Origin of the sequence: Pseudomonas sp. MM227, assembly GCF_947090715.1 — a bacterium.
Classification (GTDB): domain Bacteria; phylum Pseudomonadota; class Gammaproteobacteria; order Pseudomonadales; family Pseudomonadaceae; genus Aquipseudomonas; species Aquipseudomonas baltica.
The window spans coordinates 3,960,802-3,973,900 of record NZ_OX352319.1 but is presented as its reverse complement, the minus strand read 5'-3'; the positions used below and the strand labels follow the sequence as shown (position 1 = coordinate 3,973,900).

General features: G+C 64.8%; 13 protein-coding genes. 6 read left to right on the top strand and 7 right to left on the bottom strand.

Annotated elements, in window-relative coordinates; all coding sequences use genetic code 11:
* Window positions 1–95 precede the first annotated feature (95 nt).
* From ONG87_RS18080 to ONG87_RS18055, 6 genes are all read right to left on the bottom strand, one after another.
* Window positions 96–1,010, bottom strand: a complete 915-nt coding sequence (locus ONG87_RS18080) for a lysine exporter LysO family protein (protein WP_192058488.1) — start codon at window positions 1,008–1,010, stop codon at window positions 96–98.
* Between the two features lie 140 nt (window positions 1,011–1,150).
* Window positions 1,151–2,890, bottom strand: a complete 1,740-nt coding sequence (locus ONG87_RS18075; protein WP_264381787.1) for a biotin carboxylase N-terminal domain-containing protein — start codon at window positions 2,888–2,890, stop codon at window positions 1,151–1,153.
* The gene (locus ONG87_RS18070; protein ID WP_264381786.1) at window positions 2,887–4,506 is read right to left on the bottom strand and encodes a 5-oxoprolinase/urea amidolyase family protein; all 1,620 of its coding nucleotides are present in this window, start codon (window positions 4,504–4,506) and stop codon (window positions 2,887–2,889) included. The genes ONG87_RS18075 and ONG87_RS18070 overlap by 4 nt, the downstream gene beginning before the upstream one ends.
* A 9-nt stretch (window positions 4,507–4,515) precedes the next feature.
* Complete coding sequence (locus ONG87_RS18065) at window positions 4,516–5,322, bottom strand: putative hydro-lyase (RefSeq protein WP_122475424.1); 807 nt, start codon at window positions 5,320–5,322, stop codon at window positions 4,516–4,518.
* The gene (locus ONG87_RS18060) at window positions 5,319–6,089 is read right to left on the bottom strand and encodes a LamB/YcsF family protein (RefSeq protein ID WP_122475422.1); all 771 of its coding nucleotides are present in this window, start codon (window positions 6,087–6,089) and stop codon (window positions 5,319–5,321) included. The genes ONG87_RS18065 and ONG87_RS18060 overlap by 4 nt, the downstream gene beginning before the upstream one ends.
* A gap of 28 nt (window positions 6,090–6,117) precedes the next feature.
* Entirely contained in the window at window positions 6,118–7,365 is a 1,248-nt protein-coding gene (locus tag ONG87_RS18055; RefSeq protein ID WP_185795177.1) for an NRAMP family divalent metal transporter, read from the bottom strand.
* A 254-nt stretch (window positions 7,366–7,619) separates the two neighbouring features.
* Between ONG87_RS18055 and ONG87_RS18050 the strand changes: the two genes are divergently transcribed.
* From ONG87_RS18050 to ONG87_RS18035, 4 genes are all read left to right on the top strand, one after another.
* On the top strand, window positions 7,620–8,285 hold the full coding sequence (locus tag ONG87_RS18050) for a GntR family transcriptional regulator (protein WP_264381785.1): 666 nt from the start codon (window positions 7,620–7,622) through the stop codon (window positions 8,283–8,285).
* A gap of 171 nt (window positions 8,286–8,456) precedes the next feature.
* The gene (locus tag ONG87_RS18045) at window positions 8,457–9,017 is read left to right on the top strand and encodes a GNAT family N-acetyltransferase (RefSeq protein ID WP_264381784.1); all 561 of its coding nucleotides are present in this window, start codon (window positions 8,457–8,459) and stop codon (window positions 9,015–9,017) included.
* Between the two features lie 93 nt (window positions 9,018–9,110).
* Window positions 9,111–9,980 carry an acyl-CoA thioesterase II gene (gene tesB, locus ONG87_RS18040; RefSeq protein WP_264381783.1) on the top strand — a complete coding sequence of 290 codons (870 nt, stop codon included), beginning with the start codon at window positions 9,111–9,113 and terminating at the stop codon, window positions 9,978–9,980.
* Window positions 9,977–10,564 (top strand): HAD family hydrolase, encoded by a 588-nt coding sequence (locus ONG87_RS18035; protein ID WP_264381782.1) that lies wholly within the window; start codon window positions 9,977–9,979, stop codon window positions 10,562–10,564. Before tesB ends, ONG87_RS18035 begins: the two co-directional genes overlap by 4 nt.
* Before the next feature lie 42 nt (window positions 10,565–10,606).
* On the opposite strand, the gene ONG87_RS18030 is transcribed toward ONG87_RS18035, so the two are convergent.
* Window positions 10,607–11,494 carry a neutral zinc metallopeptidase gene (locus tag ONG87_RS18030; protein ID WP_264381781.1) on the bottom strand — a complete coding sequence of 296 codons (888 nt, stop codon included), beginning with the start codon at window positions 11,492–11,494 and terminating at the stop codon, window positions 10,607–10,609.
* Window positions 11,495–11,636: 142 nt separating this feature from the next.
* Between ONG87_RS18030 and pcaH the strand changes: the two genes are divergently transcribed.
* Window positions 11,637–12,356, top strand: coding sequence for a protocatechuate 3,4-dioxygenase subunit beta (gene pcaH / locus ONG87_RS18025; RefSeq protein WP_264381780.1), 720 nt, complete (start codon window positions 11,637–11,639; stop codon window positions 12,354–12,356).
* Window positions 12,357–12,367: 11 nt separating this feature from the next.
* On the top strand, window positions 12,368–12,973 hold the full coding sequence (pcaG, locus tag ONG87_RS18020) for a protocatechuate 3,4-dioxygenase subunit alpha (protein WP_185795182.1): 606 nt from the start codon (window positions 12,368–12,370) through the stop codon (window positions 12,971–12,973).
* Window positions 12,974–13,099 lie beyond the last annotated feature (126 nt).

The following is a 13,099-nucleotide window of genomic DNA, read 5'->3' as shown; positions in this document are numbered from 1 at the left end:
TGTACGGCACGCCAGGCGCTTATGCGCAGATTATCCACAGGCAGTTGCACAGCGATTGTGCGTAACTTATCCACCGCTGCGCCGGTGTGCATAACTTATACGGTCAGGAAGAACACCATCAACAAGGGCCCGACCACCGTCAGCAGAAAACCGCTGACCAGGGCCACCGGGAGCAATTGTGGCGGGCACTTCTGCTTGATGATCGGCAAGGTCGAGTCCAGGGATGTGGCACCGCCTGCAGCGATGCATTGCAGCGGACGCCGCGCGCCCAGGCTGTAGAGTAGACCGATGGCGAGGATCTCGCGGAACAGATCGGTCAGCAGGGCCATGGCGCCGAAGGCTTCACCGGCATGGTGGCCCACCAGCACGCCGGACAAGGTGAACCAGCCAAAGCCACTGGACAGCGCCATGGAAATGGCCAGTGGCTGGCCGGTGGCCCACGCCGCGAGCAGGCCGCCCAGCAGCGAGCCGATCACCACCATCGCGGGAATCTTCAGCGTGCGCAGCGAGTACCACGACGGGTCGGGCCGGACTCCGTAGAGGTCCAGCCCAACCAGCACGATCAGTACATAGAGGAAGTAGCTGGTCGAAGGCCAGGCGAAACCCGAGCCGTCGGCCGCGCCCCACAGGTGATACATGCCGACGCCCAGCGCCAGGGCGAGCAGCGCGATCAGACACTCCTTGAGCGGTGGGACAATGCCCGCCAGCCCCTGACGCGCCGACGCTGGGTGGGCCACTGCAGCAGCGGTGCCCCACGACAGCATCAACCAGGGCACGGCGGTGGTGAGCAGGGCGAAGACCAGCGCGGTGAGCGCCGATTCGCGTGCCGAGTTCAAGGCGCCCAAGACATTGCCGAATTCGTAGCCGATCGAAAACAGCAGCAGCCAGATGAATGGGGTGATCAGCTTCACCAGCCGCTGGCGCAGTGCGGGGCTGATGAAGATTGCCAGCAGCCAGCCGCCGGCCAGCGCCAGCAGAATGGGCAGGAGTGAAGCGACGATCGAAAGCATTGTTGCAGGCCTTGTGCAAAATCCATGGAGTGGTGCGGGTGATGAAGGCCGGCATTATTCCAGATGCGCAGCGCGTTCGGCTGGGCTTTTTCCAGGTAACGGCACCTGGGCCATGACCCGGTGCCGCCTGCTGCCATGGGTCAGTCGTCGGCCTGGATACGACCGATCACGGCGCCTGCCTCGAAGTAGTCACCGGCCTGCTGGCTGATGCGTACACGGCCTGCACACGGGGCCAGCACCGAGCTTTCCATCTTCATCGCTTCGACCACTGCCACTACCTGGCCGCTGGACACCGTCGCGCCGTCATCCACTACCCAGGTGTGCAGGTTACCCGCCACCGGGGTGAGCAAGGCGTGGGGATCCAGGTCTGCAGCGGCCGTTGCGTGCGGTGGGGCCGCGGCCGGCGCATTCAGGCTCATGCCACGCAACAGCGCGCTTGGCAGGCCGAGGGCGTGGCGCTTGCCATCGATCTCGACGAAGGTGCGCAGAACGTCCGTGTCGGCCATGGGTGCGGCCCGCGGCGCAAGGCTGATGGTCTCGGCGAAGTCGGTTTCGATCCAGCGCGTGTGCACGGCAAAACCGTCGCTGCCGGTGAAGTCCGGGTGGTCCATCACGGCGCGGTGGAACGGCAGCACTGAGGCGATCCCCTCGATGCGGAACTCGGCCAGGGCGCGCCGGGCGCGGGCAATGGCCTGCTCACGGGTGGCGCCGGTGACGATCAGCTTGGCCATCATCGAATCGAAGTGGCTGGGCACGCTCGACCCGCTGGTCACGCCGCTGTCCAGGCGCACGCCTGGGCCGAACGGCGGCATGAACTCGTCGATCTCGCCGGGAGTGGGCAGAAAGCCCTTGCCCGGATCCTCGGCATTGATGCGAAATTCGAAACTGTGACCGCGCGGCGCCGGGGTTTCATCGAACGACAGCGGCAAGCCGTCGGCGATGCGCAGTTGCTCTATCACCAGGTCCACGCCGGTGGTCTCCTCGGTGACCGGGTGTTCGACCTGCAGGCGCGTGTTGACCTCCAGGAACGACAGGGTGCCATCCTGGCTGAGCAGGAATTCGACCGTGCCGGCGCCGACATAACCGGCCTTGACGCAGATGTCGCGGGCCGATTGGTGAATACGCTCGCGCTGCTGTTCGGTGATGAACGGCGCGGGCGCTTCTTCCACCAGCTTCTGGTTGCGGCGCTGCAGGGAGCAGTCGCGCGTGCCCACCACCACCACCTGGCCATGCTTGTCGGCCAGTATCTGCGCTTCGATGTGCCGGGGCCGGTCGAGAAACTGTTCCACGTAGCATTCGCCACGGCCGAAGGCGGCCTCTGCCTCGCGCACCGCCGAGGCGAACAGTTCAGCCACCTCGTCCAGGCGCCAGGCGACCTTCATGCCGCGTCCGCCACCCCCGAATGCGGCCTTGATGGCGATGGGCAGGCCGTGCTGTTCGGCAAAGGCCAGCACCTCGTCGGCGCTTGCCACCGGCCCCGGCGTACCGGCAACCAGAGGCGCGCCCACGGCCTGGGCGATCTTGCGCGCCTCTACCTTGTCGCCGAGCACGTCGATGGTTTCGGGATTGGGGCCGACCCAGATCAGCCCCGCGTCGATGACCGCGCGGGCGAAATCGGCCCGTTCCGAGAGAAAGCCATAGCCCGGATGCACGGCATCGGCGCCACTGCGCCGGGCCACCTCCAGGAGTTTCCCGATGTTCAGGTAGGTTTCGGCGGGCCGCTGGCCATCGAGCCCGTAGGCTTCATCGGCGTGACGCACGTGCAGCGCGTCGATGTCGGCATCGGCATACACCGCCACGCATTGCACGCCATGGTCGCGGCAGGCACGGGCGATGCGCACGGCGATCTCGCCGCGGTTGGCAATCAAAAGCTTTTTCATGGAAGTCTTTCCACATCGGCAGAGGAAGAAGGGGCGGGCGCGGTGGGCTGGATGTCTTCGAAGGCGGCCACCGGGTTGAAGCGGATCCGTGCATTGACCGGTATCTGCCCTGCCAGGTCGAGGTGGTAGCTGGCGACCACGGCGATGACCGGGTAGCCGCCGGTCAGCGGGTGGTCGGCCAGGAACAATACGGGCTGGCCGCTGGCCGGCACCTGGATCGCGCCCACGGCGGTGCCTTCGCTGGGCAGCTCCTGGGGGTTGCTGCGCGTAAGCGGCGTTTCACCGGCCAGGCGGATGCCGACGCGGTTGGATTGCGGGGTGACCTGCCAGAGCTGGCTGCTCAAGCGCTCGATGGCATCGGCGGTGAACCAGTCGCTGCGCGGCCCCATCAGCACATCCAGGGTGACGATGTCGGCCGTCTTGGGCAGGGCGAACGCCGGGGCTTCGCTCAGCGACACGCTGGTGCCGCCCTTAGGCGAGGTGAACCCCAACTGGTCTCCCGCAGCCAGGGCGGGCGGGCCGACCTGGGCCAGGGTGTCGGTCGACAGGCTGCCGAGCACCGGCGCCACGTCGAAGCCGCCGCGGATCGCCAGGTAACTGCGCAGCCCGGCGCTGGGCGTACCCAGGGTGACCGTGTCACCCGGTACCAGTTCGAGGGGTCGATAGTTGTCCACAGGCCATTGCAGGCCACTGGCGCTGGTCAGGGTAACCGGGGTTTGCGCGCCGGTGACGGCGATCACGGCGTGGCCGTGGCAGACGAAGCGCAGGCCGCCGAGCACGGTTTCCACGCAGGCCATGTCCGAGCGGTTGCCGACGGCGCGGTTGGCGGCCCGCAACGCGCCCAGGTCCAGCGCACCGGAGCGGGACACGCCCTGGCCGGTCTGGCCAATGCGGCCGGTGTCCTGCAGCACACTGTGCAGGCCGGGGCTGAGGATCTGCAGGTACGCGCCGCTCGGTGGCAGGGCCGCAGCGGGCTGGCTGGGCACCGGCAAGCCACCTACAGGCAGCGGCCCGGCATCGATGAAACGTACCTTGTAGCCGGGGCGCAACAGAGCCGGTTCAGTGCGCTCCAGGTCCCACATCTGCAAGGGCGTGACGCCGATGATCTGCCAGCCACCGGGGCTGGCCTTGGGGTAGATACCACTGAATTCGCCGGCCAGCGCCACGGCACCGGCCGGAATGCGCGTGCGCGGCGTCTGCCGGCGCGGCACCTGGAACCCGGCGCCGCCGGTCAGGTAGCCGAAGCCTGGCGCAAAGCCGCAGAACGCCACGCTGTAGTCCTCGGCGGTATGGCGGCGGATCACTTCGTCGCGGCTGATCTGCAGCAGCGCGGCGACCTCGTCGAGGTCTTCGCCGTTGTAGTGCACGGGAATTTCCACCCGGCGCTGCTCGGCGGCCCGGCGTTGGCCCAGGTCCTGACGGGCGACGTGGTCGACCAGCGCCTGGCGGGTGATGGCACTGGGGCGGAACTGGATCAGCAGCGTCCGCGCGGCCGGGATGATCTCTTCCACCCCCGCCAGCGGCTCGGCGCTCAAGGCGTCGAACAGGGCCAGGGTCTGCTCCAGGTCGTTCATCTCGACCAGCAGGGTGTCCAGGTTGACCGGTAGAAAACGCACGGCAATCTCCTAGACGTGGTACGTGCTGTCAGGCACGTCGGTGATGAACATATGGCCCGGCGAATGGGTGATGGCGAACGGCACGCCCGACGCCATGACGGCCGCCTGGGGCGTGACGCCACAGGCCCAGAACACTGGCACTTCGCCCGGTTCGATGCGCACGGCTTCGCCGAAGTCGGGATGGGCCAGGTCGGCGATGCCCAGCAGCGCCGGGTCGCCCACGTGCACCGGCGCGCCATGCACCGAGGGATAGCGGGCGGTGATGGTGCAGGCTTCGGCCACCCGGTCGGCGCGGATAGGGCGCATGGACACCACCATGTCACCGCGCAGTCGCCCGGCGGGGCGGCAGGCACGGTTGCTCAGGTACATCGGCACATTGCTGCCGTCGGCGATGTGCCGGACTTCGATACCGGCTTCCTGCAGCGCGGTTTCGAAGGTAAAGCTGCAGCCAATGAGAAAGGTCACCATGTCGTCGTGTTCGGCCCAGGCGGGGCGGGCGTCGCTGATCTCTTCGGCCAACTGGCCGTTGCGCCAGACCCGGTACAGCGGCAGATCGGTGCGCAGGTCGGCGCCTTCTGCCAGTACGGTGTGCGGGCTGCCCGCATCGGTGACGTCGAGGATGGGGCAGGCTTTCGGATTGCGCTGCGCGTACAGCAGGAAGTCATAGGCCCAGTCGCGGGGCAGGGCGATCAGGTTGGCCTGGGTCATGCCCGGCGCGATCCCGGCAGAAGGTGCAACCAGACCACCACGGTAGCCCGCGCGCGCGGCGCGGGCGGCGTCGACAGCGCGCCGGGCGGCGAGCTTCAGGGCGCTCATGGTCGATCTCCGGCAAACGCTTGCAGGCGCATGTTCGCCTGCTCCAGTACCCGGCGCAGCTCGCGCGCCATGGCCACGGCGGCCGGGCTGTCGCCGTGCACGCAGATCGAGTCGGCCTGGATGCGCGTGATGCTGCCGTCGATGGCTTCCAGGGTGCCGTCTTCGACCAGGCGCAGCATGCGCTGGGCGATGAGTTGCGGATCGTGCAGCACCGCGCCCGGCTCGCGGCGTGAAACCAAGGTGCCCTCTGGGGTGTAGGCGCGGTCGGCGAAGGCCTCGGCAATGCAGGTCAGGCCTTGCTCACGTGCCAGCTCGATCAGGCTCGAGCCGGCCAGAGCCACCAGCACCAGGCGCGAGTCGACGGCGCGGATCGCGGCGATCACCGCCAGCGCCTGACGGCGGTCGTGGGCGATGGTGTTGTACAAAGCGCCATGGGGCTTCACGTAGCTGACGCGGGTGCCGGCGGCCTGGGCCAGGCCCTGCAGGGCACCGATCTGGTAGATCACGTCGGCGGTCAGCTCGTCGCTGGCCACATCCATGTTGCGGCGGCCGAAGCCGACCTTGTCCGGGTAGGACACATGGGCGCCAATGCTGACCTGCCGGGCCGCGGCAGCCTTGAGAGTGCGCAGGATGCCGGCCGGATCGCCGGCGTGGAAGCCGCAGGCAACGTTGGCGCTGGTGACGATGTCGAGCATGGCATCGTCGTCGCCCATGCTCCAGGCGCCGAAGCTTTCACCCAGGTCGCTGTTGATATCGATGCTTGGCATTGCAGAGATTCCTTGTAATTGTTCTGGTTCATACGACCTTGAGGAAGGCAAAGATCGGCCCGACCGATTTGATCGCCATGTACCAGGTCAGCAGGCACGTCAGCAGGCCCAGCACCAGCAGCCAGCGAGGGTAATGGTAGCCGCCCATCAGGTCGGACCGGCGCCAGCCCACGTAGATGAAGATGCTCAAACCGATGGGCAGGATCAAGCCATTGAAACCACCCGCGAAGAGCAGCAGCGCGGCAGGCGCCGTGCCCATCAGGACATAGATCAGCAGCGACACGGCAATGAACACGGTGGTGGCACGGTTGCGTGCCTTTTCGCTGATAGTGGGCGAAAACACAGTGATGAAGGAGATGGAGGTATAGGCCGCACCGATCACACTGGTGATGGCGGCCGCCCAGAGAATCAGGCCGAAGATGCGCAGGCCGAACTCGCCTGCGGTGGCCTGGAAGGCCTGCGCCGCCGGATTTGCGCCCTGACCCGAAATGTCGATGACCACGCCACTGGCTACCACGCCAAGAATGGCGAGGAAGAGGATGTAGCGCATGAGGCCGGTGACCAGGATGCCGCTCAAAGCCGCCTTGTTCACCGCCTGTAGATTCTCGATCCCGGTGGTGCCGCGATCGAGCAGGCGATGGGCGCCGGCGTAGGTGATGTAGCCCCCCACCGTGCCACCGACGATGGTGGTGATGATGGCGAAATCCACGGTTTCCGGCAGGATGGTTTGGTACAACGCCTGACCCAGCGGCGGGTTGGAAGCGAAGGCGACGAACAGCGTCATGCCAATCATCACCAGGCCCAGCACCACAATCATTCGGTCCACGGCCAGGCCTGCACGGCGAGAAAGGAAAATGCCGATGGCCATCAGCGCACTCAAGGCGCCCCCCCATTTCGGATCCAGCCCCATCAGTGCATTCAGGCCCAGGCCTGCACCGGCAATGTTGCCGACGTTGAACACCACACCGCCGAAGATGACCAGTACGGCCAGCAAGTAGCCGCTGCCTGGAATCGCCTTGTTGGCGATGTCGGCCGCCCGCATGCGCGTTAGCGTGACGATGCGCCAGATGTTCAACTGGACCACGAAGTCGATGAGAATCGACGCCAGGATGCCGAACGCGAACGCCGCGCCCATTTTTGCCGTGAACGTGGCGGTCTGAGTGATGAAGCCCGGGCCGATGGCCGAGGTCGCCATCATGAAGATCGCGGCGATCAGGGAAGAGCGACGCGCCTTGGTGAAATCCTTGGCGGTCTGTGTCGCGGCTGTCTGTGTCACGGCATCGTTCCTGCGATGGGAGATGACAGGGACAGAGCAATGAACATGCCAGAGCCTGCCAATCCGGCGGAAGGAGTTGATCTGTATGCTTTGGATTGTTCAACAATACGTTTTGAAGTACCCCACAATGTGCACCAGTTTGTAACGCTTGCAAGGAGCGCTGTTACTTAATGATGCACAGAAGTGCCATTCGCCTTGCCTGAGATCTGGCAGTGGGTGAACATCGAATCGACTTTTCCGACCCTGGACCGTACATGACCGACCTCTCACTTTCTGCGCCTCGTTCCCTGGGTGAATCCATTACCCAGGAGATTCGCCGGATGCTGGTGGAAGGTGAACTGGTCCCTGGCCAGCGCCTGTCCGAGGCCGCCCTGGCGGAAACCCTGCAGATCTCGCGCAACACCCTGCGCGAGGCCTTCAGGGGCCTGACCCGTGAAGGCTTGCTCAAACACGAGCCAAACCGCGGCGTGACCGTGGCGGTGCCCGACATGGCGTCGATCATCGACATCTACCGGGTACGCCGCTTCATCGAGTGCCAGGCCCTTGCCCAAGGCTATCCGCTGCACCCAGGCACAGTGCGCATGCGCGAAGCGGTTGCCATGGGCAAGCAGGCTGGCGAGGCCAAGGACTGGAAGGCCGTGGGCACGGCCAACATGATGTTCCACCAGGCGGTCGTCGAACTGGCCGACAGCCCGCGCCTGGAGGCGTTCTATGCGCAGATATCGGCGCAATTGCGGCTGGCCTTCAGCCTGCTCGACGATCCGCGGTTCCTGCACATGCCCTACCTGGACATGAACGGTTGCATTCTGCATTGCCTGGAAGAGGGGCGTGCGCAAGAGGCCACGCAGTTGCTCGAGGCCTATCTGGTGCGTTCGGAGCGTACGGTGCTGGCCGCTTGGGAGCGCAGTACCCGGCGCTAGCCCGCCAGGCCGAGGGAAACGCGTCCGGTCGAAATGGCTGCTCGACATGCCTGCATGCGCCGTTGGTCTTGCCGTGAAAACTCCCTTGCCACCTCGCGTTCGAAATGAGCGGGAAGGTGCTTGCCAGGCCGAATCGGGTCGGGGCGGGCGGGTATCGACAAGGAATCAGCAATGAGCGGGATCCTCCAACTTGAAAGTGCGCGACTGATCTTGCGTCAGTGGCGGGACAGCGATCTGCCCGCGTTTGCCGACATGTGCGCCGATCCGCGGGTCATGCGTTATTTTCCCGAAACCTTGGGACGGCTGCAGAGCGCAGCGGTCATCGGTCGTGTGCGCGGTCACTTTGCCGAATTGGGCTATGGCCTGTGGGCGCTGGAGCGCAAGGACAGTGGGCAGTTCATCGGCTTCGCCGGGCTGGGCCAGGTAGGTTTCGATGCGCCTTTTGTCCCGGCTACCGAGGTTGGCTGGCGTCTGGCCTATGAGCATTGGGGGTTGGGTTTTGCCAGTGAAGCGGCCTGGACCTGCCTGGCTTGCGCCTTCGATCGCTTGGGGCTGGATGAGGTGGTAGCGTTCACGGCGGTGGCCAATGTGTCGTCGGAAAAGGTGATGCAATCGATCGGCATGTTGCGCGACCACGAGGGCGACTTCGACCACCCGAACCTGCCCGGGCATGAATTGCAGCGGCACATGCTGTACCGCATCACCCAGGATCAGTGGCAGCACACCCGCTAGCGCTCCCACAGGTGTCCGCAGTACAAGTGTCCGCTATCATTGCGCCCATTTGGTTCTGCCTATGTGGGTGTTGCCTATGCCGAGGAGTTTTGAATGAGCCATGTGTTGGACGATCTGGTCGAGCTGCTGAGCCTGGAACCCATAGAAGAAAACCTGTTCCGCGGCCGCAGCCAGGACCTGGGCTTTCGCCAGCTGTTCGGTGGCCAGGTGCTGGGCCAGTCGTTGTCGGCCGCCAGCCAGACGGTGGAGCCCGATCGCCACGTGCATTCGCTGCATGGCTACTTCCTGCGCCCCGGCGACGCCCAGCTGCCGGTGGTGTACATGGTCGACCGAGTGCGTGACGGCGGCAGTTTCAGCACGCGCCGGGTGACCGCCGTGCAGAAGGGCCAGCCAATCTTTACCGGCACCACCTCGTTCCAGTACGACGAAGAAGGCTTTGCCCACCAGAGTGTGATGCCCGAGGTGGTCGGTCCGGAAAACCTGCCCACCGAACTCGAGCTGATGCAGCAGGTGGCCCATCTGATCCCTGCGCACATGCGCGACAAACTGCTGTGCGGCAAACCCATCGAGATGCGCCCGGTGGCCGAGCGCGACCCGTACAACCCCACGCCGACCGACCCGATCAAATACATCTGGTTTCGCGCCGACGGCGCACTCGCCCAGACCCCGGCCTTGCACAAGTACGTCATGGCCTATGCCTCGGACTTCAACCTGTTGACCACCTCGCTGCTGCCTCACGGCAAGTCGGTGTGGCACCGTGACATGCAGATCGCCAGCCTCGATCACTCGCTGTGGTTTCACGGCAACCTGGTCGCCGACGACTGGCTGTTGTATGCCCTGGACAGCCCCTGGGCGGGCAACGCACGTGGTTTCGCCCGCGGCAGCGTGTACAACCGCACCGGCCAGTTGGTGGCCTCTTCGGCCCAGGAAGGTCTGATCCGCCATCGGCAGGACTGGTCATGAGCCTGGCGCGGGTTCGCCACTGGGTGTTCGACCTGGACGGCACGCTGACGGTGGCCGTGCACGACTTCGCCGCCATCCGCCGTCATCTGGAGATTCCGCAGGAGGCCGACATCCTCGACCACCTGGCCACCTTGCCGGCCGAAGAATCACATGCCAAGCATGCCTGGTTGCTGGAACACGAGCGCGCATTGGCCGTAGCGTCGACGGCAGCACCGGGCGCGGTGGAACTGGTCCGCGAACTGGCCGACCGTGGCCATCGCCTGGGCATCCTCACGCGCAACGCGCGCGAACTGGCACACATCAGCCTGCAGGCGATCGGCATCGCCGACTGCTTTCAGGCCGACGATGTGCTGGGCCGCGACGAAGCTGCGCACAAGCCCGACCCGGCCGGGCTATTGCACCTGGCCGACGCCTGGGGCGTACGCCAGCCGGAGATGGTCATGGTGGGGGATCATCGAATGGACCTGCTGGCAGGTCGGGCGGCGGGCACCGCCACGGTGCTGGTGAATCAGCCAGAAAACCTCTGGCCGGAACTGGCGGACTGGCATGCGCTGGACTGCAAACACCTGCGCGAACTGATCTGAACCCGCTACCACCTGCTGGGCAGGTGGTGGTTGGCAAACCATTCAGAGGCTCTTGGCCGCAAACGTATCGCACTGGGCAATCTGGCCTTGGGCGAAGCCGGCCTTGAACCAGCGTACGCGCTGTGCCGAAGTGCCGTGGGTGAACGAATCGGGCACTACACGGCCCTGGCCCTGCTGTTGCAGACGATCGTCGCCGATGGCATTGGCGGCGTTCAAGGCTTCTTCGATGTCACCCGGCTCCAGCCAGTTCAAGCGCTTCTGCCCATTGAACGCCCAGACTCCGGCGAAGCAATCGGCCTGTAGTTCCTGACGCACCAGCAGGCCATTGGCACCTTCCATGCGCTGGCCACCCTGACGCGCTTTCTGCACCTGATCCGACACGCCCAGCAAGGTCTGTACGTGATGACCCACCTCGTGAGCGATCACGTAGGCCTGGGCGAAATCACCGGCGGCGCCGAAACGCTGGGACATTTCGCGGAAGAACGCCATGTCCAGATACACCTGCTGATCGGCCGGGCAATAGAACGGTCCGCTGGCCGCCGTCGCGTAGCCACAGGCCGACTGCACTTGGCCGCTGAACAGCACCAGCTTGGGTTCCTTGTAGGTCTGGCCGCCTTGCTGGAAGATCTGCTTCCAGGTGTCCTCGGTATCGCCCAGTACCGTGCTGACGAATTCGGCCTGCTCGTCGTTGGCCGGTGGCGCCTTGCGCTGGCTGGTGTCGACCGGCGCGGCCTGCTGACCCTGGCCGGTCAGTTCACCGAGGATCTGCATGGGGTCCTGCCCGGTCAGCAGGCCGAAGCCGACGATCAGCACCACGGCGGTCAGGCTCAGGCCCTTGCCGCCCATGCGCATTCCGCCGCCGCCACTGCCGCCACCATCACCGCGGGCATCCACGACGTTATCGCTGCGTCGGCCTTTCTTCCATAACATGGCAAATCCTCACTCGATTCATGCATAACCATTCGGGTATGCCTGTGACCGTGTTTTTCAATATTCGTTGTCGGCCATTTCCTTGAGACTAGTACGAAGCCTGAAAACAGGTCCTCTATAAATCGAATAACAGGAGAACGGCATGTCTTCCCAAGACAGCAGTCGCTTCATCATCCGTGATCGCAACTGGCACCCCAAGGCGCTGACGCCGGACTACAAGACCTCGACCATGCGCTCGCCGCGCCAGGCCTTGGTGAGCATTCCGCAGTCGGCCAGTGAAAGCACCGGCCCCAATTTCGCCCACCTCAAGTTCGGCGAGTTCGACAATGACCTGCTGCTCAACTACAACCATGGTGGCTTGCCGATCGGTGAGCGGATCATTCTCGCCGGGCGCGTCTGCGACCAATTCGGCAAACCGATTGCCAATACTTTGGTGGAAATGTGGCAAGCCAACGCCGGTGGCCGCTACCGGCACAAGAACGACCGCTACCTGGCGCCCCTGGACCCCAACTTCGGCGGTGTCGGCCGCACGTTGACCGACAGCGAGGGCTACTACAGTTTCCGTACCATCAAGCCGGGCCCGTACCCATGGCGCAACGGGCCGAACGACTGGCGCCCGGCCCACGTGCATTTCTCGGTGAGCGGCCCGTCGATCGCCACCAAGTTGATCACCCAGCTGTATTTCGAAGGCGACCCGTTGATCCCGATGTGCCCCATCGTCAAGTCGATCAACGACCCCGAGGCGGTGCAGAGCCTGATCGCCAGGCTGGACATGGCCAACGCCAATCCCATGGATTGCCTGGCCTACTGTTTCGACATCGTGCTGCGCGGTCAGCGCAAGACTCACTTCGAAAACCGTTGAGGGGAATCGACATGCCTATCGAACTGCTTAAAGAAACCCCGTCACAAACGGCTGGCCCCTACGTTCACATCGGCCTGGCCCTGGCGGCCGCCGGCATCGAGCCGCGCGAGCATGAAATCTGGAACCAGATGGCCAAGCCCGAAGCGCCGGGTGAGCACATCCTGCTGCTGGGCAATGTCTACGACGGCAATGGCCATCTGGTGCGCGACTCGTTCCTGGAACTGTGGCAGGCCGATGATCAGGGCCACTACCACATCGATTTCGACCAGGAACAACCCTTCAACAGCTTTGGCCGTACCGCCACTACGTTCGATGCCGGCGAATGGACCGTGCAGACGATCAAGCCGGGCGTGGTGAACAACGCCGCGGGCGTACCCATGGCGCCGCACATCAACATCAGTCTGTTCGCCCGCGGGGTGAACATTCACCTGCACACGCGGCTGTATTTCAGCGATGAGGCCGAGGCCAATGGCAAGGATCCGGTGTTGAATCTGATCGAACAACCCGCGCGTCGGGAAACCCTGATTGCAACGCGCTGCGAGGTGGACGGCAAGCTGGCCTACCGTTTCGATATGCGTATCCAAGGGGAAGGGGAGACGGTGTTTTTCGATTTCTGATCGGATACTGCGGTGCCTTCATTCGCGGGCAGAGCCCGCTCCCACAGGTCTCCCATGTGACCTCTGGGCAATCTGTGGGAGCGGGCTCTGCCCGCGAATGGGAGCACCGCGATTCAAAGCCCTACC